This window comes from Mesorhizobium sp. B2-1-8, assembly GCF_006442545.2.
In the GTDB taxonomy this organism is placed as follows: Bacteria; Pseudomonadota; Alphaproteobacteria; order Rhizobiales; family Rhizobiaceae; genus Mesorhizobium.
Map to the genome: position 1 here is coordinate 126,867 of NZ_CP083953.1, position 20,360 is coordinate 147,226.

Consider the following 20,360-nt stretch of genomic DNA (forward strand, 5'->3'; position numbering starts at 1 on the left):
GAGCGAGCCGGCAACGAGCAGCAGACTTCTTTCTCTACACGAAAGCCATCACGACCACGCCACCCAGGACAATTAGGGCGAGCCCAGCGATAAGCATGGGCAGCAACGTGTTGTCCGCCTTTGCGCCGCTCGCTGCTTCGGTGCTGAACACAAGGCTTGGCCATTCTTCGATCACTTCTTCACTCTCGGCATCTATTTTCATTTTCGCCTCATTTCGCGCTCTCGCCTGCCTGGCGTCGCAACGGCAGCGGGGCCACTCGTCGCTCGAAGAGCGCCTCGCGTCGCGTGGACATCTTCCGTCTTCAACCTCGATCGACGTCGATGGAGAGAAGGTGCGGGACATCAAGCGTCTAGTCTTTGCGCTGGCGCAAATTGAACCGAGATAGTTCAGAGCGCGAGGCAGATCACAGAACTCCCGGGGGTGGGAGCGTCACGAAGCAGCAACGCCGCCTGAAAGCTCACGTGGGCTCTGTCGCTGGCGGTGGGTGCCCGCGTGCCGAGGGGAGCGGCCGGCATGGCGGCGCTAGAGCTGGATTTCAGCCTGTCGAAGACCGGGAACCGGGCAGCGTCCATGCCTGCTGGCCAGAACTCCGCCAGCGTGGCCGGAGATCCCAGGAGGATGTCACTGCGTGGCCTCCTTCACTATCTCTGGCACGAGGCCGAATTGACGGTCTGGACATCCAGATGGGCCGGCAAGCGAGATTGGTGGAACGTCCGCTGGCACCTCATCGAGGCGGCCGGGCAAATGACAGTGAGAGGCGGAGCGCTTTCGGACATCCTGTTCGTCCCCGAGCCGTTCCGGGCCGAGAACAAGGAAGCGATCGAACAGCGTCGCAACGCGGTTCTTGGTACAGCACTTCCGCCAAAATCCGGACCGCGGAAGTTGCTGCTCCTCGTAGGTGAGGTGAAGGAGATCGTGTCTGCTCGATCGGGTCAGAAACTTGTCGTCAGGCCTTCATCATGGACGACGCAATGCATCGGCGTTTGCAGGCACGCTTCGAGAGAGAATTGTCGCTGTGGGGAGCGGAGGCGAGCTCACATCTCATGGCTATCGCGACGTTCGGACTGAATTCGGCCGGCCTCGCCATTGTCGAGGAGATCGCGTTGATGGTCGTGTCCGAGAACTGGATTCCTTACGAGACGGTCCCTGAAAAGTGGCTCATCGACGCGCTTGCCCGTCTTCGTGAGAAGAGCGTGAAGGGATTGCGCTACGACCTGCAACCCGACCTGCCGATTGCCAACGCCTTGCTTCAGAACAGGCAGGAGCCGATCGCGCTCTTTGTAGTTCCAGCCGGAGCGGACGAAGCGTTCGAGGTTTCACTGGAGGATATGATCGCGAACCGGCCGGAGATGGGTGCCTGGACCTGGCGGGTCGGTGACGAGGAGATGCCGGCCCTTCCATAGGGCTGGCGACGACATCTCAGATTTGCATCAATGTCGTGAACCGGTGGAGGTCATCGATTCAGACCATGCGTTGGACAAGCATCTCCCGCCGGTCCTTTGTGTGGCTGCGACAGGGAAGCCGACATCGATGTGCGCGAGAGACGCAAGCAGGATGGCCGACGTTGCGGTTTCAGCTAAAGCAGCAGACTTGTGAATGTTCCGCATTAGCTATTGCTAATCGCCGTGGATGGCGCACTGTCGCTGGATGGTGGCTGGGCACGTCGAAATGGTTCTCTTCGAGCAGTCGATCGCCAGCACCGATGGCATCCAGCGTCCGTTTTCCGACAGGGTGATAGATGCGGCTGAGAAAACCGCGGGATCTGTCCTGTTCGATGTCCGCGTAGATGGTGACACCTACATTCAGCGAATGGCCGCAATAGGGTATGGTGAAGCGGACGCGGCACGTAGTCGTGCTCGAGAAGAGCGGCCACCTAAGATGCGCCTCGGTGAACGGCGACGCATCAACTTTGCTGGCGACCTTAGCTACTTGGGAATCGTCTCCCTTGAGCGAGCATGTGCAAGCGAAGTATCACGGGACTGCACTGGTCCTGCTAGCAAAGCTTCGCAATTCCGGCCACCTGAAGTAATCAGAACCTACGCCTCAATCTAGCTCTGGGGAGTGCCGTTGGCGGCCATCACACGCAGGGCCACCTGCTCCTTTACTGGATCCACATCAGCCCAACCCGCACACGCAAAGCTCAGCCTCGGCGATGCTCTGCGCGTCGCCCGTCTCGCGGCGTTGACCAAACCCCTTCACCGCCGGTCTTGTTCCACGGCGTCTGCGCCTCGGACGCTTGTCGGCGTCGACCCGGGACACCAAGCCAGCGGCGTGGTCGAGTGCGCCTCATGGTGCGCTCTTCCGTCGGTAGCGGCTGCTTACGAAGGGTCCCCATCGTTGCCAGCGGCGAGAACCTCACGACCCAGCGGTGGATTGTAGAATGATCGACGTGAATGCCGCGCTCAGCCATCATCTCTTCCAGATCGCGCAAGCTGAGATTGTACGCCAGACCCGTTCATATCGCAGGGCTACAGCGTGCAATGACTTGCGCCGTGCGGTTTCGTCTCCCCAGCTGATTGCCAATACAGGCCTCCGGCGGATGCAACCGATCGCCATCGAGACGGGCCACGCGCATCTTGCAAGTGACGGCGCTCAATTTAAGGAACGCCGGTTGGCCGGGGCCATCATGCCTTCCGACTCGGATTCTGGTGAGTCCGTTCGGAAGACAATAAAAAACTGAAACCAGAAGCGATACTCAGGCGTGTCGCCATCGCAGTTCGCCGCCAGAGCGCCCCAAGCGATCGCCGTGACTGCCAAATCGCCCCATAGCGCTTTCGCGGTCGGCGATTTCGACAACGGACCGATCGCCAAGAACCGCGTCGGTCTCTGCTATCTCGCGGCGAAAAGGAGATCCCTCGAGGATGATCGGCGAACGATCGGTCAGCTTTTTCACGCTGCGCCTCCATCAGCCTCGGTCAAGACACGCAAGCCGTCCCCTCCCGCTTTCGAAGAGGTGCCGGCTGGAGCATGTCGTTTGGAAACATCTGCTCAGGAACCAGCCGCTGGCTAATGCGGATAACATCATCGAGTGCCGAGCGGATTTGCGGCCAGGGAAACTCGGCACCATCTTCAGAGACCAACCCTTCCCTAAGCACAGCATCAAGCTTCGCCGCCACACCGGCAAGGCAAACGGCGGGGGTTTTGGACAACGTCTCAAGGAGGTCCTCCGCCTGGTCGCCAGATTCAAGCTCGGCCTGCAATGCCGCCGAGTAGCCAATTTCCCGGTCGGCGGCGTCCCAGCGCGCCTGATGATCCGCAAAATCGGTTTCAGCCTTCGCGTGCTTTCCTGTGTCTTCCAGACCAAGATCGAGAGTGCTTCGTGAAGAGCCTCAAGTGAATGCAGCGTCACGATCTCACCATCGGAAAGCTGGATGGTCGCGCAAGGAAAGCCAACTGTCTCGACGAGTTTCCGCTCCAAGCGCTGCTGCTGATGGCACAGCCGTTCAGTCCGGTCGTGGGCCGCCTGCCATTTGCGCCACACCGCCACCGCGGGATCGGCGGGTTGGTCCTTTTCAAAATCGCTGGCGGCAAACGCTGTTGGCTGCCGTCCCGCAATTGCAATTGCCGTTCCTGCAAGCAGCGTCCTCCGGGTGACGAAAGGCAAAGTCGTGCTATTGTCGGAATCACCCATGATCCGAGCTCCCAGAAGCTTAGGTTGTGGGCAGGCCGATCAGAGTGTTCGCGCACGCGGATCGGTCTCCGCACGTACGATGCAAGTGCAACGCACGTGCATCCCTTATGGACCATTCCGACGCCCAGTTCAAGCCGCAAAGCGAAAATGACAAAGAAGCCATTCACGACGCGTTTGGATCCATCTGTGCTAGCTTTGGCCGAACAACTCGCAGCAACCGAACGTCGCTCGGTTACCGCTGTCATTGAGCTCGCATTGATCGAGTATGCGGAACGTCGTGGCGTTAAGGCGCGAGACGTCGAACACGGCGGATAACTAACATCGCGAAGCACATCGCCCGAAATGGGCCGACAGAGGACTGGCAGGTTCAGGCTGCGGATCTTCAAAGAGCGGACATTGCGGTAGGCCCGGACACTGTCGCGGCATGACCCCAACCTGTCACTGTTGACACCGTCGGGTCATTCGAAAGCTGACCTTTAATCGGGACCGGCACCTCTCACCCATCGCTATCGACCGGTTCGCGCGCAAAGCAATCTTCCAGTCCGGTCACTCGCTGATCCCGTCGGCCTCCTCGAGATAGGCGCGGCCGTAGGATTTGCCGGCAAGCCAGCGCTTGGCCGCCTCGGAGTTTTCGGCCAGATGCAGAAGCTCCGGTCTGTCGCCGAGGGCCTGCAGCACGCGGACCATGCCGATTTTGGGGCGCTCGACGATTTCGAACCGCAGGTCGCTCTCGACGGACCAGGTGCGTCTGATCGAGACGACGATGATGCCGCCCTACCCGAAATCACCCTCAAGCAGAGTGAAGTACGCGGGCGAGGAGTAGGTCGTGTGCGTTCGCGGTGGTTCCTTCTTGACCAGACGGCCGACGCCGTTGCGGCTCTCCCAAGCGGCGAGCTTTTTGGTGAAGCGCGACGGTGATTTCGCCGCGCCGTCCGAGTAGCGGATGGCGCTCCCCAAAGGGGCGGATTCGTAGATGATATGTTGCGGACATGCGAATTTCTCCATCTTGGAAAACAGAATGGGCCCGGCGCAGGTGCCGGGCCTGATACGGAGCGGGAGGCCAACTATTCGGCGGCCTGGAGGTGGTCCGTCTCGTCGCCGTCGGTCACCGGCTCGCCGGAGGACGGATCCGCATCGTCGGCGAGAAAGGCCGGCAGTTCGGCGGCATCGCTATCGAGCGCCGCCTCATCCGGCATCTCGCCGGCGAGGGCGTCGACAGCATCGTCAGCCACTTCGTCAACATCGAGGCGCAGCGGCTCGGGCAGCCAGTTCGATCCTTCGAGAAGACGGGCGGCTTCACGCGCCATCATGTCCTTCTTCATGTGGTCGATCAGCTGCGCGGAGTCCGCGCCACGGGCTTCGCGGACAGCCTGCAGAATCCGCGCCTTGGTAAGGCGCCCAAGGAACTCGACCGTGGGCGTCCAGCCGGCGTCGACCATATCGAACTGCAGCGAACGGCCGAGCACGTCTGCATGCTCGAGCGCCCGCGGCCGCCTGTTCCATGGTTCGACCACCGCGTTGAGGGCCAACGAGACGCAATGCGCGAACAGCGCCTTGCGACTTGCCTCGTCGAGGCCGAGAAGGAAGTCCCACAGGCCATCCGCCTCATCGGGAAGATCGCGGTCCCAAGCTTCGTGCCGCTCCGCGATCTCCTTGGCCCAGGACGTCTCGGCAAGACCGTCGACCTGGGAGAAGCTGCCGCTCTTCAGGCTGATTTCCAGGCAGGTGTCCGGCGCGAAGCGATAAAAGATCTGCAGCAGAAAGGCGTGGAGTGCCGCGAGGAAGGCGATGTCGACGTCACCGGCGAGCGCGTTGCGCAGTGCCAGCGTCCGCTGTGCCGTCAGATCGAAGACGAGCCGGTCAGGCAGCGGCTTGATGCCATCGTCCTCGCCGTCATCGCCGGAACTGTCATCCACCGGCTTGCCGTTCACGACAACACCATGGCCATCGTCGTCACCATTGGATCGGGTTTCGCCCTCGGCGTCGCCTTCCTCGCGCTCATCGCCATCGCCGGTCTCGGTCAGCGGCTCATCCTCTGACCGCACAAAACCGGCGTCGACCTGGAGCTTGCCGTTCGCGGCAAGCGTCACGAACACACCGGCAATGGTCTTCTGGGCTGGATCGTGGCTTTGAGGACGATCGTCGATCGCATCGAGTTCGGCCCCCAGCTGGTGGAGCTTCGCCTCGATTGCCTGGTCGGCGTCCTCGGCCGCGGCATAGTCCGCATCGAGCTTGTCGTATTCCGCCTTCAGCGCATCGTAGCGTTCGATCTCCTCGGCGCTGAGCTCCTGGGCCTCGGCGTAGATGCGCCGCAGGCCGGAGGTGTGGCCATAGGGAAAGCTGATCGCGGCCTCGACCCACTTCCAGCCTTCGGCGCGGATCGCCTCGGCATCAACCTTTAGCCTGTCGAAGACCAGCTGCTCGAGAAGTGCCGCATCCTGGAACCAGCCGCCGGAGTCCTGCTCGAACAGGTCGCGCAGGATGACGCCGCCCGCGGCCTCATAAGCTTCCGCGCCGACATAGATGGCCCGGCGATCGTCGGCCCGGACCGTGGTCTCCGTCAGCAGGCGCCTGATGTAGTAGGGTTCCTGCGTGTGCGAGCCGGAGATCCGTTCCCAGACCTGCTCCTGGCGCGCGTGGTCGTCCGAGATCGAGAACGCCATGATCTGTTCGAGCCGGATTTCGTCTTTCTCGTAGAGCTCGAGCAGTTTTGGCGACACCGATGCCAGCCGCAGGCGCTGCCTCACCGTCGCCGGCGACACGAAGAAGCGGGCGCCGATCTCGTCGGGATCGAGACCCTGATCGCTGAGCGCCTTGAAGGCCCGGAACTGGTCGAGGGGATGCAGGTCGGCGCGGCGCAGGTTTTCGGCAAGCGAGTCTTCTTCGGCCGAGGTCTCCTGCCTGCGGTTTACGACACAGGGGATCGGCTCATTCTTCGCCAGGCGCTTCTGCTTGATGAGTATGCCAAGTGCGAGATAACGCCGGCCGCCGGCGGGCACCTCGAACGTGCCGGTCTCCTCGCCCTCGCCGTCGAGTATGGGACGGACGTTCAAGCTCTGGATCAGCTTTCGCCGTCCGATGTCTTCGGCGAGCTGCTCAATCGACAAGCCGTCCTTGATACGCCGGACATTCTTTTGTGACAGCACCAGCTTGTCATAGGGGATGTTCTCCGCGGCGTTCATCGCGATCTTTTGAATGGCGTTCTTAGCCATGGTCAGGTTCTCCGTGACGGGGGGCCCGGGGCCTCTCCCCGAACCTCCAAGCCCGTCAGGAACCCTCCCCTCCCCCCTCTACCTCCAGGCCTCGCGCCAGCGCCATCCACCTGCCGCAACGATTGATGATGGGTCGGGATAAGGAGCGCTGCTCTGGTTCGGCTCGCGGATTTCAAGGCGGCCGAGCCGCCGAGGGCCTGCAAGGACGTTGGCGCGGTCCATCGGACATATGGATCAGCGCCTGCCGGTCGACGGTGACGGACTGGCTCGTGTTGCGCACCCCCCGCAACCAGCAGAGCTTGCCGGCAACATTGGCGCCGTGGCAGATCGGTTATGAGCATCTAGCCGAGCTAGCGGTCTTCGAGGAAAGACGCGCAGCGCGGAGCCTTCCCCCAACACATATTGGCGGGTCCGTAGCTTCCGCAACTACGCTGACTACGCCTTGACAGTGCCCTTCCGGCTTGGCTTTGCCCGCCCCGGGAGCTAGGCGCGCAGCAGGTGTGCACGATAATGTGCACCTAAACAGTCTGGTGGCGGTGCCACCGGCGGATCATCGCAGACTGTCCCCTCGCAGCAGGCAAGCATGTAGTGCACATTCTCGGACCGTCACATGTCGACGAGGCGCATCTGACACCTGGCGCCGTCGTTCGCGACGATGCCACGGTCCTATATCCCGCCGAATTCGTTGCCGAGCCTGCTGCCAAATGCGGGATGCTGCAAGCTGCGCCGGACCAGACCTGCCGCCCGCCAGTTCAGGTCTTTCCGGCTCCACCAAGCGCCTGGTCGACGATCGTTTGCGCCTCGGCCAGGATGGCGCGCAGATGGTCCTGTCCCCGAAAACTCTCTGCGTAGATCTTGTAGATAGCCTCGGTGCCTGACGGGCGCGCGGCAAACCAGCCGTTTTCCGTGGCCACCTTGACGCCGCCGATTTCCGCATTGTTGCCCGGTGCGCGGCTGAGCACCGACTGGATCGGCTCGCCAGCCAGGGTCTTAGACTTGATCTGCTGCGGCGAGAGCTTCGACAGCTTGTCCTTTTGTGCCGCAGTTGCGGCAGCCTGGAGCCGGTCGGCGACCGGTTCGCCGAATTCTTTTGTCAGATCGTGATAGACCTCGCCTGGATCCCGGCCCGTTCTCGCCGTGATCTCCGCCGATAACAGCGCCGGGACGATGCCATCCTTGTCGGTCGTCCAGACGGCGCCGTTGCGGCGCATGAACGTCGCTCCAGCACTTTCCTCGCCGCAAAAACCCAGCGAGCCGTTCTGAAGCCCCTCGGCGAACCATTTGAAGCCGACCGGGACTTCATACAACCTGCGCTTCAGCCTGGCGCTGACGCGATCGATCATCTGGCTGCTCACCACCGTTTTTCCAATGGCGGCGTCCTTGCGCCATTCAGGGCGATGCTGGAACAGGTAGTCGATTGCTACCGACAAATAATGATTGGGGGGCAGCAGCCCCGCTTGGCGCGTGACGATGCCGTGTCGGTCGTGATCGGTGTCGCACGCGAAAGCGATGTCGAATTGGTCCTTCAGGCTGATCAGGCCTTGCATGGCGTAGGATGACGACGGGTCCATGCGGATCTGGCCATCCCAATCGACCGTCATGAAGCGAAAGGTCGGATCGACCTGCCGATTGACGATGGTCAGGTCGAGTTTGTAGCGCTCGGCAATGGCGGGCCAGTAGTGGACTCCTGCGCCGCCGAGCGGGTCGACGCCCATGCGGACATGGGCGCCGCGAATGGCGTCCATGTCGATCACGTTGCCGAGATCGTTGACGTAAGCGTTCAGGAAATCGTGGGCATGGGTTGTCGGCGCATGGAGGGCTTTCTCGAACGGCATCCGCCGCACGTCTTTCAGGCTGCTGCCAAGCAGATCATTGGCCTGTTTTTCGATCCAGCCAGTGACGTCGGTATCGGCCGGCCCGCCATTGGGCGGATTGTACTTGAAGCCTCCGTCGCCGGGCGGGTTGTGCGACGGCGTGATGACGATGCCATCCGCGAGCCCGGTCTTGCGGCCCTTGTTGTAACTGAGGATTGCATGGGAAACGGCCGGGGTGGGCGTATATTCGCCACCCGCCGCCATCAAAACCTCCGCACCGTTCGCGGCGAGCACCTCAAGGGCGCTCGCAAAGGCGGGCTCCGAAAGCGCATGGGTGTCGATGCCGACAAATATGGGGCCGTGGATGCCCTGTCGCTTGCGGTACAGGCAAATGGCCTGGCTGATTGCCAGAACATGTGCTTGGTTGAATGTTCTCTCGAACGCCGATCCGCGATGCCCGGATGTCCCGAATGCCACCCGCTGCAAGGCGATGGAAGGGTCCGGCGTCTGGCTGTAGTAGGCCGTGACGAGCTTGGCTACATTGACCAGTATGTCGGGCGGGGCCGGCTTTCCGGCCAAGGCGCTGATGGTCATGGTCATGCTGGTCGCCTCATTCGGTTCGGGCAATCCCGACTTGTTTGATTGACCGGCGGCCAGCAATTTGCCCCTTGGCAGCCGCAACGACGTGGGCCGGCTCGAATCCGAAGTGTTCTGCTACAACTTTCGACGGCGCCGACAGGCCGAAACTATGCAGAGCGAGGATGGCGCCGTCGAAGCCGGCATAGCGTTCCCATCCGAAACCGGATGCTTCCTCCACCGCCACGCGGGCGGTTATCGTTGGCGGCAGGACAGTGTCGCGATACTCCTTTGGTTGGCTTTCGAACAATTCCCATGACGGCATGCTGACGACGCGTGTCTTGATGCCCTCCGCCTTCAGCTGTTCATAGGCCGTCACGCAGAGCGCGACCTCGCTGCCGGTCGCCAGCAGCAAGACGTCGGGTCTGCCGTCGGGAGCATCGGCCAGCACATAAGCGCCCTGCGCCACACCACTTGCGTTCGCATAGGTCGAGCGATCGAGCGTCGGCACTGCCTGTCGCGTCAGCACGAGGCAGACAGGCCTTTCCTTGAGATGCATGATGGTTTTCCATGCCTCCACGACTTCATTCGCATCTGCGGGGCGCAGCACGACCATGCCGGGCATGGCGCGGAATGAGGCAAGCTGCTCGATGGGCTGGTGGGTTGGCCCATCCTCGCCGAGACTGATGGAATCATGGGTCCAGATGGAGATGAGCGGCAATTCCATCATCGAACTCAGCCTCAGCGCCGCGCGGCAGTAGTCGGTGAAGATCAGGAAGCTGGAGACGAACGGCCGCAGCTTCGACAAGCTCATGCCGTTGCCGATGGCGCACATGGCATGTTCGCGCAGGCCGAAGTGGAAATTTCGTCCGCGGTAGCTGACGGCCTGTTCACCCGCTTGCGCCTGAAAGTCGCCGGCAAATTCAAATTCGAGGTTCGTTTTGGTTGATGGCGATAGGTCTGCCGCGCCACCCAGCAGCCATGGCATGTGTTTCGCAATGGCGTTCAACACCTGGCCGGAGGAGTCGCGCGTCGCGAGGCCCTTTGCATCGGCTGCGAAGGCGGGCAGCGCGGCGTCCCACCCCGCGGGAACTTCGCGTCGCCGCATCTGGTCGATCTGCTCGGCCAGGTCGGGATATTGCTTCCGGTAAGCCGAAAACAATTTCCGCCAGGCCGCATGAGCGGCGCGCCCGCGCTTGCCCATATGTGCGCGGAAATGCGCCACGACCTCCTCTGGAACCTTGAAATTGGCGTTCGGATCCCAGCCGTAGAATTCCTTCGTCAGCCGAACTTCTTCGGCCCCCAGTGGCTCTCCGTGAGCTTTGTTCGTATCGTGCTTGTGCGGCGCGCCATAACCGATATGGCTTTGAACGATGATGAGCGTTGGGCGGTCATGCGTATCGATGAATTTCTGATAAGCGCTACCCAGCAACACCAGATCATTTGCATCGCTTACCCGCTCGACATGCCATCCGTACGCGATGAAGCGGGTTGCCACGTCTTCGCTGAATGTAAGGCCAGTCGGCCCCTCGATGGTGACGTGATTGTCGTCGTAAATCCAGCAGAGGTTCGACAACTTAAGGTGTCCCGCCAGCGATGCCGCCTCGTTGCTGAGCCCCTCCATCATGTCGCCGTCGCTGCACAGGGCGTAGATGTTGTGCGAGAACAGATCATAGTCGGGTCGATTGTAGGTGGCGGCCAGCCACCGTTGCGCAATTGCCATGCCGACGCTTGTCGCCGCCCCTTGTCCGAGTGGACCCGTGGTGGTTTCCACGCCTGACGTCCAGCCATATTCGGGATGCCCCGTGCAATGGCTGCCAGCCTGGCGAAAACTCTTCAGATCGTCCAACGTGACGGCAAGTCGATCGCCCGATGGATAGCTCGCGCCCTTTGCCTTGACGCCGCAAAGATGAAGCAGGCTGTAGAGCAGGGCGCACGCATGACCGGCCGACATCACGAAACGGTCGCGGTTGGGCCAATCGGGGTCGCCAGGGTCGTAGCAAAGGAAGCGCTGCCACAGGCAATAAGCCATCGGGGCAGCGTCCAGCGGCGTTCCGGGATGGCCGGATTTTGCTTTCTGAACCGCGTCAATGGAAAGCATTCGCAGCGTGTTGATGCTGATCTGGTCGAGTGACACCTGCTTCATTGGGAATCCTTTGATCGGATTTATGCGACCCGATTTTCCAGGTGCTGGCTGGGCCGGGCTGCGGTTTGGTAAGGTCGCCGCCAGAGGAGCGGCCGGCTCACTGCCTTTACCTCTTTCGTTTCCGGAATCGGCGATAGCGCTCGATCAAAGTGTTGGTCGAGCTGTCATGTTGGAGGTGCCGAGTTTCGGAGGCTTCCAGCTCCGGAATTGTTTTTTCGGCCAATGCCTTGCCCAGCTCAACACCCCATTGGTCAAATGAATCGATGTTCCAGATGACGCCTTGCGTGAAGACGCTGTGCTCGTAGAGCGCCACCAGGCTGCCGAGAGTTTTTGGGGTGAGGCGCTCGGCAAGCAAGGTATTGGTCGGGCGGTTACCTTCGAAGGTGCGGTGCGGAACCAGCCAATCCGCGGTCCCTTCGGCCTTGGCCTCCGCTGGCGTCTTGCCGAAAGCCAGCGCCTCGGTCTGCGCGAACAAGTTTGCCATCAGGAGGTCGTGATGACGGCCAAGCGGATTCAATGCCTGACAAAACCCGATGAAGTCGCACGGAACCAGCTTGGTGCCTTGATGAATGAGTTGGTAGAATGAATGCTGGCCGTTGGTGCCAGGTTCGCCCCAATAGATCGGCCCTGTCTGGTAATCGACTTTCGTGCCGCCAAGGGTGACGTGCTTGCCGTTGCTTTCCATCGTCAGTTGCTGGAGATAGGCAGGAAAGCGCTTCAGATATTGCTCATAGGGTAGTATCGCGACCGTCTGCGCCTCGAAGAAATTATTATACCAAACTGCGAGCAGGCCCATCAGCGCCGGCAGGTTCTCACCGAGCGGCGCGGTGCGGAAGTGGTGGTCCATGTCATGGAAGCCCGACAGCATCGCCTGGAAATTTTCCGCCCCGATGGCGAGCATGGTGGACAGCCCAATCGCAGAATCCATCGAATAGCGGCCGCCGTCCCAATCCCACATGCCAAACATCTGATTGGTGTCGATGCCGAATTCAGCGACCCCTTCGGCATTGGCCGAGACGGCGACAAAATGCAGGGCCACTGCCTGCTCGTCGCCCAGCTTGCGCAGGATCCATTCCCGTGCGGTGTGGGCGTTGGTCAGCGTTTCCAACGTCCTGAACGTCTTCGAGCAGATGATGAACAGCGTTTCTTCAGGATTCAGATCCCGCGTCGCTTCCACGAAGTCGGTACCGTCGATGTTCGAGATGAAGCGGAAAATCATGTCGCGCCGGCCGTAGTGGCGCAGCGCTTCATAGGCCATGACCGGCCCGAGGTCCGAGCCGCCGATGCCGATGTTGATGATGTTGCGTATCGGCAGGCCGGAATGGCCGCGCCACGCGCCGCTGTGAATCCTGTCCGTGAGATCGGCCATCTTGCCGAGCACCGCGTGAACTTCCGGCACGACATCGATACCGTCGACTAAAATTTGCTCGCCGGCAGGCGCGCGCAGCGCCACGTGAAGCACCGCGCGCTGCTCAGTGACATTGATCTTCTGACCGCTGAACATCGCTTCGATGCGCTCGCGCAGCTGGCAAGCCTCGGCGAGTTGAATGAGAAGCTGGACGGTCTCAGCCGTGATGCGGTTTTTCGAATAATCGAGATAAATTCCGCAGGCGTCGATGGCGAAACGCTTGCCACGCTCGCGATCGTCGGCGAACAGCTGCCGCAGATGCAAAGGGCGCACTTCCTGGCAGTGCGTCAGCAACGCCTTCCATGCCGGAAGTTCCGTGAGCGGCAATGTCCTGGTCGCGAGAGGCGCGGTCATCATCCGCCGGCCGAACCGTGGCGATGTAACTGCTCGCTCTTCGACGCAATCACCGCCATCAGATCGGTCCATGATTTGGTGAAGGATTGGGCGCCTTCCAACTGGAGCTGCGCGGCAAGCGCCTGAATGTCGACGCCGGCTTTTGCGAAGTCGGCAAGCACGGTTTCGCTTTTGCCACCGTCCTCCCGCATGACGCCGTTCACCTTCCCCTCTTTCGAAAATGCATGGAGCGTCTTCTCCGGCATGGTGTTGATGGTGTCCGGTGCGGCGAGCGCTTCAATGTAATATGATTGCGGAAGCTGCGGATCCTTGGTCCCGGTGCTCGCCCAAAGCAGGCGCTGGGAAAGTGCGCCGGCATCGGCCAGCTTGCGCCATTCGGCAGAGGCAAGCCGCTCCCGGTAGGCTTTATAGACTTGCCCGGAAATGGCGATGCCGAGGCGGTTCCGCAGCGCTGGGCCAACCTTGTCCATTACCGCCTTATCCCAGCGGCTGACGAAGATCGAGGCGACCGAGGCGGTCTTGGGGTCGAGCCCGGCGTTGATCCGGCGCTGAATGCCTCGGCAATACGCGTCGGCTGCCGCTATGTACTGCTCGCACGAAAACAGCAGCGTCACATTCACGGGGACGCCGGCGAAGATCGATTCCTCGATGGCCTCGACGCCTGCGGGTGTGCCCGGGATCTTGATAAAGAGATTGGAGCAGTGCGCCTGCGCGTGCAACCGCTTGGCGGCCTCGACAGTGGCGCCGGCGTCGTTAGCCAGCAAAGGCGACACTTCCAGCGAAACCCAGCCATCGATGCCGGCCGTCGCTTCATGGACCGGGCCGAACAATGCTGCGGCCTGCGTCAGGTCTTCCAGCGCCAATTCGAAGAATTGCTGCTCGCCCGCTTTCCCTCCTCTGGCTTTACGATGAAGGGCCTCGTCATAAGCAGTGCTGTTTCTAATAGCCTCATCGAAGATCGTTGGGTTCGACGTCAATCCAGTCACCGAAAAGTCGGTGCAATAGCGCTGGAGGGTGCCGCTGCTCAACAGATCGCGCGTGATGTTGTCCAACCAGAGGCTTTGGCCGAGTTGATGCAATCGGGTTGTTGCGTTCATGGCGACCTCGCTAGTGGGCGGGAAGTGATGCACCCCGGCCAGTCTCATATGCGGCGAGCAAATTCACTCGACCAATATGCGTGCTTCCCGCGCTGCGTCGACGAACGCATCTCTCGCGACATCGGGCGAAACGCTGCCGTTCAAGGCCTGTTGGCATGCTCGCTTCGCAGATCGGTGCTTAGCGCTACCACCGGCGCGCCAACGGTCGTTAAGAAGGTCAAAAGCCTGTCGAGCGTTGGTCAGGTTTCGAATGTCCCCGGTTATGCCGGTGGCAACGGATATCGGCTTGGAAAACCACGCATCATACATGGGGCGGGCCGCCTCGAACTGGCTGAACTCCCACAACGCGCCTTGTCGGGTGAAGTTTCATCGACAGGGATCACCCTTGCGTGAGCCCAAGCAGTGTGAATAGCAGCGGCGCGTTTGGGAGCGGTCAAACCCGGCCCGCCTGGCCAAGTCTCTTCTCCGCGACGCGACATTGAAAACAATCAAGCTGAGCAGACGCTTGATTGCGTAATAGGCGTCATGAAAACATGATCCTGTGCAGAAAACGTTCCATTGCAGAGAGTCTTGCGATTAACTGCAAAACGACACAACCATATCGATGAACGCCGGGACCTTGCGTCTAAAGTAGCGCCGAGGCGTTCACTCAGCAGGTGATATACATCTGGAAACAAAAGCCGGCGCCGCCTTGGGGTGATAGTTTCTCAAGCGGACATCTATCGGGCGGTCTAAGCAACGATTCTCATGGTTTCGCGGAAGGCGCGCATTCCGACTAAGTCAATGCCAGCGGCATTGAGCAGCTCCTGCACTTGCCCGGATCGGAAGACGTCGTATTCGCCGAGACGAGTTGCGGCATCATCGGAATACAGGGCGATGTCACCGGGTGCAGTGAAGTGGAACCCGCCCCAATTGAGACCGGGGGCAGCCCGGTTAAAGATATCGGCATAGGTCGCGTGATCGGGCGCGAAGTTGCCAAACGGAGTGGTGAGGAAACGCTGGAAATCCGGGTTGCCACGAGCGGCTAGACGCTCAAAATAAGGCGTGTAGTCGAAATCTCGCGGTGCCATGTTGTTTACGTCGCGTGACAGAATGACTGGAAGCTGGAAGGCCTCGCCTAGGCGCAGATAAAGATCAACGAATGCGGGCTGCCATACGGTCCCCATATGCGCGTCGAGATGTGTGACGTCCACTCCCGCTGCCAAGGCCGTTTCGACCTGAGCGCGCAACTCTGTCTCCACCGCAGTGAGGTCCGCATGAACGGCCTCGGTAACGCTCCCCCACATGAACCCGTCTCGATCGGTAAGGCCATTGGGATGGACTCCTGTGAGTGGTCGCCAGCGGAAGCGCGAAAATTCGGCGGTCAATGTCAGGTGTACACCCACATCAAGGTCCGGCCGATCCCGGCAGATGGCCGCCATCTCGGGAAACCACGGGCAGGGAACCATGACCGAACCCGAGGTGACAACCCCTAAGTCGAATAGCTCGACGAATGCCTTGTTGCCACTATGACTGGCCCCCAGATCATCATGATGGACGACCAGATGTCTCACTGGAGCTGCGTCGTCCTTTGTTTGATTGTCAGGGGCGCCAATGCCAAACGTCATTCTCGATCCTCTATGCCGGGCGGCCGCACGGGCCATTTTGCCAATTTATCAGCCTAGGGGAACCCCTTAGCTGGGTGATCGGCATAACCTGCCGCCTTCATCGGAGGCTTGCCAGCGTATCGGATGGGGGGGCGCCCGCAACGGGGCGTAGGAAAGGCAGTTCGACTGTCTAGGTTTGGTTCGCGACCAACGCATTGCCGTGGACCTTGCACCGGCGGGGACGTGCCCTGCGTGTGGTTGTGCCGCCGGCGAGGATGTGCTCGGCAAAATCTTATGAGCGAAAGTTCGTCCGTCGGCTTGCTCCGCGACGGGCGACCGGATGCTTCTTGCGGCACCTCATCCGTCCCGAAAAAAGCGCCGTCCTCGTGCTTCGAAGGACGGCGCTGGGATTGATGCAGATGGCGAACCGGACGTGAGGTCAGTAACGAGAGTTTTCGTTGCCGGCCTCCGCAGGATCAGGCGGCGAAATCGAGAAGCTTCTTGGCCTTGCCTTCCATGTCCAGGCGAACATCCTGATGCGCCTTGTCGCGCGCGATCCGCGTGATGCCCTGTACGAAGTCGAAAATCGATTCCGGGGGCCGGCCTTCCTCCAGCAGCACGGTATCGATGATCTTCGTGGTCTCGGACTTTGAGAAGCCGCGCTTGCGCAGGAAGCTCTGGCGATCTTCGTCGTCCCGAGCGACGATCCGTTGCCGGGCCGCCTTGATGCCGTTGACGAACGGCATGGGCGAGGAATCGGCGAACTGGATCAGCGCCGGCTCGGCTTCCAGGGCGAAACGCGAGGCGGCATACTTTGAATGGCGGATGGTGACTTCCTCGAAATCTTCAACGCCCCACAGATTGCGGTTCTGACACACGGCGCGCAGATAGAAGCTGGCGATGCCGAGGGTGCGGGCTCCGACTTCGGAATTCCAGCAATAGAAACCGCGAAAATAGCGATCCGGTTCCCCATTCGGCAGCCGCCCGGCCTCGATCGGGTTCAAGTCATCGACGAGGAACAAAAAGACATCGCGATCAGACGCGTAGAGCGTCGTGGTGTCGCTGGAGATGTCGACGTTCGGATTGTAGATCCCCGTCGACCAGTCGAGCACACCTGGCACCTTCCAGCGCGTATCCCCGGTGCCATTGCCGGCAATCTTCTGCACGGCCTCGACCAGCTCATGGTCGAAAATCCTCCCGTAGTCGGGACCGGTCACCGCTCGCAACTCGAGGCGACCGTTTTGGATTTCGAGTGTCTTTACCTGCTCTGCCCGCTGCGAATTCAGCCCGTACTGGAGATTGATGGCGGCGAGCGGGGCCGGGAGCTGGCGCAGGTATGCAGCCGGTGCGCCGACCAGACTGGCAAGCTGACCAAAACTCCAATGCGTGGGGGCAACGGGTGCCTCGGCATCGGGCAGCATGAGTAGGAGGCGTTCCGCGTCGTCGCGGCTAGCTTCGACGCGGATCCGTTCGCTTTCGACAATGCGCGTGCGGCTGCGCTGCGATCGCGCCCTTACCGATTTCCGGAGGTCGGTGAGGGACAGGTAGCGCTCGTCGGCCGGTCGGTTGAACCACTCCGACGACACGCGGCCGACGCACTGGCCGCGGCTCACATCCACCTTGTAGCCTGCACGCGCGTTCCGCGTCGGTGCCTGAATTTCCATCTGTACCATGGGTTTGCTCCACGGCGGACGCCGGGAGCCTCTCTCCCGGACCTTCATCCGCCAACCGCAACCCCGCCTGCCCTCTTCCTCTGCTGGCCGCACCGTCGCCTATCGAAGCGCCGCCTACGCGCTTGCTTCCGCGCTGCCCCCGAAGAGCGGTCCCAGAAAACTGATGATACTCGTCGGCGAGGTCAAGGAATTCGGCCCGGCTCGGAGCGGCCACAATGCCGACATTGCCAGTTCGGCAGGACCGGCTGCCCCACACATAAAGTATCTTTGACGGCGATGCCGAGAGGGACGAGATTCATGAGCGCCGTCATAGCTCTCAATCGCCACGCAAAATCTTTGCTTCGAGCGCGGCAGCGACGAAAGCACGCCGAGCGGATGTTGGATGAGCCTCTCCACGCAATACGCGCAGACAGGCGTCCATCGCTGTCTTGCTCTTCTCAGTCTGACGATCGAGATGTCGCAGCAAGATATTGGACGCGTCATTGATGTCGAACACCACACGCTCCGAGCTGTGGCGACTGATCTGGACAACGACTGGCCTTTCAAATCTGCTCGAGCCGGTCATCACTCCCCCTCTAGACCCAGCGGCGAAAGCCTCGCTCGCACATATTTCCTCAGCCGAACGATTCGGCTGCATCCCCGACTGCTAAGCTTGATCGCTAAGCAGCGGTGGTCATGAACGCTGTCTGGTTAATGTCTGGTGGCGTGGGATTTGGCTAGCTCAATTTCTGAGAATGTGCCTTGGGGCAGTCTCGCACAGTGGAAGCCTATGCCTGCACTTTTCCGCTGCCCGCCGCGACCCACTCCATACCGGCGGCCAGGTCGTCCCACGGTATGCTATACGGCTTTGATGGCTATTGGTTCGATGTTGCGCCGGCGCTGGCTGCCGGAAAAGACCTTTCCGCTCTATGCGTATCTGCCGGGCAGGCAACCGCATCCCGTGCGCGATCCCGCGGGACATAGCTACAACAGCGAAGCCATGCCGTTGGCGGCAAAGGCGCCGCTGGATTCAGACATATTCCTCTGGGGTCTCGACCTCTTCAACCACGGCTATTACTGGGAAGCCCATGAGGCATGGGAAGGGCTGTGGCAAGTTGCAGGCCGAGGCGTTCCGCTTCGGACGCTCTTCAAGGGATTGATCCTGTTATCGGCAGCCGGCGTGAAGATCCGCGAGGGCAAGCACGTGGCAGCGATACGTCATGCCGGACGCGCCGCGGCGCTCCTTCGTCGGCTGAACACGGCGGATCATACCTTCGAGCGCTCGCTCGGCATGTCGCCCGCAGGGCTCGCCGACCACGCAGAAGCCGCGGTACGGACCCCGGCAGCCTTGCAGGCGACAGTGCTCGGTCAGCCCCAACCCGTGTTTGACTTCATTCTCGGACCGAGCTCCGGCCACAGGCCAAACGGTTCGCAAAAAAGAAGAAACGGTCGTCCGCAGAAGACGCCAGGAATAGACCGGGCTCGTTGAGCCAACGTCACTGGCGAGCGAGGAATGCCAGGTTTCATTCACTGGCCGTATTTTCGTGTAGCGCGGAATTTCGTTACGTTATTTCGGAGTTACAAAGCTCAAGATCGCATGGCTGCACATCGGTTCCGGCGCCCGGCAGCCGAAACGATTTCCATGCCGACGCCTATCAGCGATAGCTTATGGCGATACTTAAGCTGCTGAGACATTTATTGCCTTCAGCCACAACCATCACTATATACCGAGACTTCCCCTGCCCCCTTCAAACGACCTGGAGAATTTCATGACAGAAGAACCCGACCACAAGCTCGATGCCCTCATCGAGCTTACCGCCGAGGTCGTCTCAGCCTATGTCTCGAACAATCCGGTTCCAGTGGGGGATCTCTCTGCCCTGATCGGCCAAGTACATGCGGCGCTGAAAGGAACGGCCGGCAGCGCTTCCGCAGAACAGCCGCAGGTTCTCAAGCCTGCTGTCCCGATCAAAAAGTCCGTGATGGCGGACTACATCATCTGCCTTGACGATGGGAAGAAGTTCAAATCGCTCAAGCGCCATCTGTCGACCCACTACGGGCTGACGCCGGACGAGTACCGCGCCAAATGGGGCCTGCCGGCGGATTATCCGATGGTCGCGCCAAATTACGCCGCTGCGCGCTCGGCGTTGGCCAAGACGATGGGGCTCGGCCGCAAACCGAAAGAGCCGGAAAAGCCGGCGCCGGCGAAGCGGACGAGCAAGAAGGTCGCAGCCTGACTTTATCTCTCGAGGGTCGTGCGGGAGCGCGGCTGCTATCGGCATGATCTGCTCAGAATGTGAAAGATAAGGCGGAAGACCAACCTCCGCCTTATCTCGCGTATCATTCCCCTCTTGCTGGGACGCAGGAGAAAATTTAGCCGGCTTTACTGAGGTTGCCGGCAGAGGACTTGCCATTCGATCTCATAGTTGACTTCTGACCTTCATTCAGAGTCGAGAGGCCCGCGCGTTCGACAGCGGAAACGTGGACGAAAACATCCTGACCGCCGTTGTCAGGCTGAATAAATCCAAATCCCTTGGTGCTGTTGAACCACTTCACCGTTCCAGTAGCCATATGCGTATCCTGTATACCATTGCAAATTGGGCCGGCGGTTTGGCCATTCCGTTTTTGGGTAGTGTCTCAGTTTGAATTGCGAAAACGCCTATTCTGTTTGATGAGGTGCGCAAACGCCTTAGAGGAAAGCATGGAGGCCACTCATGTCGGTGTGCGCCCGCGAACTGTTCGACAGCTACGTCGCGAACAGCCTCAACCATCCGAACCTGAAAGGCTTTGGGGTTGGAACCCATGTGTTCAGTCTTGCCTGTTTGGCAAGCGAGGCTCACATCCAATAGCGAAGGTCATCGCAGAAGCCGGCCCGATCGCTGCTGC

14 protein-coding genes and 4 pseudogenes are annotated in these 20,360 nt (G+C 60.7%); 5 read left to right on the forward strand and 13 right to left on the reverse strand.

Going from position 1 to position 20,360, the window contains the following annotated elements; translation table 11 throughout:
* Window positions 1-34: 34 nt before the first annotated feature.
* Window positions 35-202: a hypothetical protein gene (locus FJ970_RS31760; protein WP_181178796.1), complete on the reverse strand. Its 168-nt coding sequence runs from the start codon at window positions 200-202 to the stop codon at window positions 35-37.
* Between the two features lie 312 nt (window positions 203-514).
* Between FJ970_RS31760 and FJ970_RS31765 the strand changes: the two are divergent.
* A pseudogene (locus FJ970_RS31765) lies at window positions 515-1,404 on the forward strand (DUF1173 family protein).
* Window positions 1,405-1,648: 244 nt separating this feature from the next.
* Window positions 1,649-2,030: pseudogene (locus FJ970_RS34005) on the forward strand (hypothetical protein).
* Window positions 2,031-2,342: 312 nt separating this feature from the next.
* Here the strand turns inward: FJ970_RS34005 and FJ970_RS31770 are convergent.
* Window positions 2,343-2,450: pseudogene (locus FJ970_RS31770) on the reverse strand (IS6 family transposase); the annotation flags it as partial.
* 412 nt (window positions 2,451-2,862) lie between these two features.
* Between FJ970_RS31770 and FJ970_RS31775 the strand changes: the two are divergent.
* Window positions 2,863-3,324 carry a hypothetical protein gene (locus tag FJ970_RS31775; RefSeq protein ID WP_181178795.1) on the forward strand — a complete coding sequence of 154 codons (462 nt, stop codon included), beginning with the start codon at window positions 2,863-2,865 and terminating at the stop codon, window positions 3,322-3,324.
* 854 nt (window positions 3,325-4,178) lie between these two features.
* Here the strand turns inward: FJ970_RS31775 and FJ970_RS31780 are convergent.
* The 10 genes and pseudogenes from FJ970_RS31780 to FJ970_RS34010 all read right to left on the reverse strand — a co-directional run bounded on the left by FJ970_RS31780 (window position 4,179) and on the right by FJ970_RS34010 (window position 17,994).
* Window positions 4,179-4,637 (reverse strand): annotated as a pseudogene (locus FJ970_RS31780) (hypothetical protein).
* A 59-nt stretch (window positions 4,638-4,696) separates the two neighbouring features.
* On the reverse strand, window positions 4,697-6,844 hold the full coding sequence (locus FJ970_RS31785; RefSeq protein ID WP_140764302.1) for a ParB/RepB/Spo0J family partition protein: 2,148 nt from the start codon (window positions 6,842-6,844) through the stop codon (window positions 4,697-4,699).
* Window positions 6,845-7,596: 752 nt separating this feature from the next.
* Window positions 7,597-9,252, reverse strand: coding sequence for a phosphoglucomutase (alpha-D-glucose-1,6-bisphosphate-dependent) (pgm, locus tag FJ970_RS31790; RefSeq protein ID WP_140764367.1), 1,656 nt, complete (start codon window positions 9,250-9,252; stop codon window positions 7,597-7,599).
* Window positions 9,253-9,268: 16 nt separating this feature from the next.
* On the reverse strand, window positions 9,269-11,380 hold the full coding sequence (gene tkt / locus FJ970_RS31795; RefSeq protein WP_140764298.1) for a transketolase: 2,112 nt from the start codon (window positions 11,378-11,380) through the stop codon (window positions 9,269-9,271).
* Window positions 11,381-11,486: 106 nt separating this feature from the next.
* Window positions 11,487-13,142: a glucose-6-phosphate isomerase gene (pgi, locus tag FJ970_RS31800; protein ID WP_140764295.1), complete on the reverse strand. Its 1,656-nt coding sequence runs from the start codon at window positions 13,140-13,142 to the stop codon at window positions 11,487-11,489.
* Window positions 13,142-14,239 (reverse strand): transaldolase, encoded by a 1,098-nt coding sequence (gene tal, locus FJ970_RS31805; protein ID WP_140764364.1) that lies wholly within the window; start codon window positions 14,237-14,239, stop codon window positions 13,142-13,144. Before tal ends, pgi begins: the two co-directional genes overlap by 1 nt.
* Before the next feature lie 63 nt (window positions 14,240-14,302).
* Window positions 14,303-14,548 carry a DUF982 domain-containing protein gene (locus FJ970_RS31810; RefSeq protein WP_140764293.1) on the reverse strand — a complete coding sequence of 82 codons (246 nt, stop codon included), beginning with the start codon at window positions 14,546-14,548 and terminating at the stop codon, window positions 14,303-14,305.
* 422 nt (window positions 14,549-14,970) lie between these two features.
* On the reverse strand, window positions 14,971-15,846 hold the full coding sequence (locus tag FJ970_RS31815) for a polysaccharide deacetylase family protein (protein WP_181178794.1): 876 nt from the start codon (window positions 15,844-15,846) through the stop codon (window positions 14,971-14,973).
* 455 nt (window positions 15,847-16,301) lie between these two features.
* Window positions 16,302-17,498 (reverse strand): DUF932 domain-containing protein, encoded by a 1,197-nt coding sequence (locus tag FJ970_RS31820; RefSeq protein WP_140764287.1) that lies wholly within the window; start codon window positions 17,496-17,498, stop codon window positions 16,302-16,304.
* Window positions 17,499-17,814: 316 nt separating this feature from the next.
* Window positions 17,815-17,994: a DUF982 domain-containing protein gene (locus tag FJ970_RS34010; protein WP_246682502.1), complete on the reverse strand. Its 180-nt coding sequence runs from the start codon at window positions 17,992-17,994 to the stop codon at window positions 17,815-17,817.
* Between the two features lie 273 nt (window positions 17,995-18,267).
* On the opposite strand from FJ970_RS34010, the gene FJ970_RS31830 reads away from it, so the two are divergent.
* Window positions 18,268-18,966 (forward strand): DUF309 domain-containing protein, encoded by a 699-nt coding sequence (locus tag FJ970_RS31830; protein WP_227792332.1) that lies wholly within the window; start codon window positions 18,268-18,270, stop codon window positions 18,964-18,966.
* 280 nt (window positions 18,967-19,246) lie between these two features.
* On the forward strand, window positions 19,247-19,711 hold the full coding sequence (locus tag FJ970_RS31835; protein ID WP_140764278.1) for a MucR family transcriptional regulator: 465 nt from the start codon (window positions 19,247-19,249) through the stop codon (window positions 19,709-19,711).
* A gap of 136 nt (window positions 19,712-19,847) precedes the next feature.
* Here the strand turns inward: FJ970_RS31835 and FJ970_RS31840 are convergent, their stop codons facing one another.
* A complete protein-coding gene (locus FJ970_RS31840; protein ID WP_140764275.1) occupies window positions 19,848-20,045 on the reverse strand; it encodes a cold-shock protein in 198 nt (65 codons plus the stop codon).
* Window positions 20,046-20,360: the final 315 nt, after the last annotated feature.

Coding starts and splice junctions, on each gene's coding strand:
- FJ970_RS31760 (WP_181178796.1), bottom strand. CDS start 202: ATGAAAATAGATGCCGAGAGTGAAGAAGTGATCGAAGAATGGCCAAGC.
- FJ970_RS31775 (WP_181178795.1), top strand. CDS start 2,863: ATGATCGGCGAACGATCGGTCAGCTTTTTCACGCTGCGCCTCCATCAG.
- FJ970_RS31785 (WP_140764302.1), bottom strand. CDS start 6,844: ATGGCTAAGAACGCCATTCAAAAGATCGCGATGAACGCCGCGGAGAAC.
- pgm (WP_140764367.1), bottom strand. CDS start 9,252: ATGACCATCAGCGCCTTGGCCGGAAAGCCGGCCCCGCCCGACATACTG.
- tkt (WP_140764298.1), bottom strand. CDS start 11,380: ATGAAGCAGGTGTCACTCGACCAGATCAGCATCAACACGCTGCGAATG.
- pgi (WP_140764295.1), bottom strand. CDS start 13,142: ATGACCGCGCCTCTCGCGACCAGGACATTGCCGCTCACGGAACTTCCG.
- tal (WP_140764364.1), bottom strand. CDS start 14,239: ATGAACGCAACAACCCGATTGCATCAACTCGGCCAAAGCCTCTGGTTG.
- FJ970_RS31810 (WP_140764293.1), bottom strand. CDS start 14,548: ATGTATGATGCGTGGTTTTCCAAGCCGATATCCGTTGCCACCGGCATA.
- FJ970_RS31815 (WP_181178794.1), bottom strand. CDS start 15,846: ATGACGTTTGGCATTGGCGCCCCTGACAATCAAACAAAGGACGACGCA.
- FJ970_RS31820 (WP_140764287.1), bottom strand. CDS start 17,498: ATGGTACAGATGGAAATTCAGGCACCGACGCGGAACGCGCGTGCAGGC.
- FJ970_RS31830 (WP_227792332.1), top strand. CDS start 18,268: ATGCCTGCACTTTTCCGCTGCCCGCCGCGACCCACTCCATACCGGCGG.
- FJ970_RS31835 (WP_140764278.1), top strand. CDS start 19,247: ATGACAGAAGAACCCGACCACAAGCTCGATGCCCTCATCGAGCTTACC.
- FJ970_RS31840 (WP_140764275.1), bottom strand. CDS start 20,045: ATGGCTACTGGAACGGTGAAGTGGTTCAACAGCACCAAGGGATTTGGA.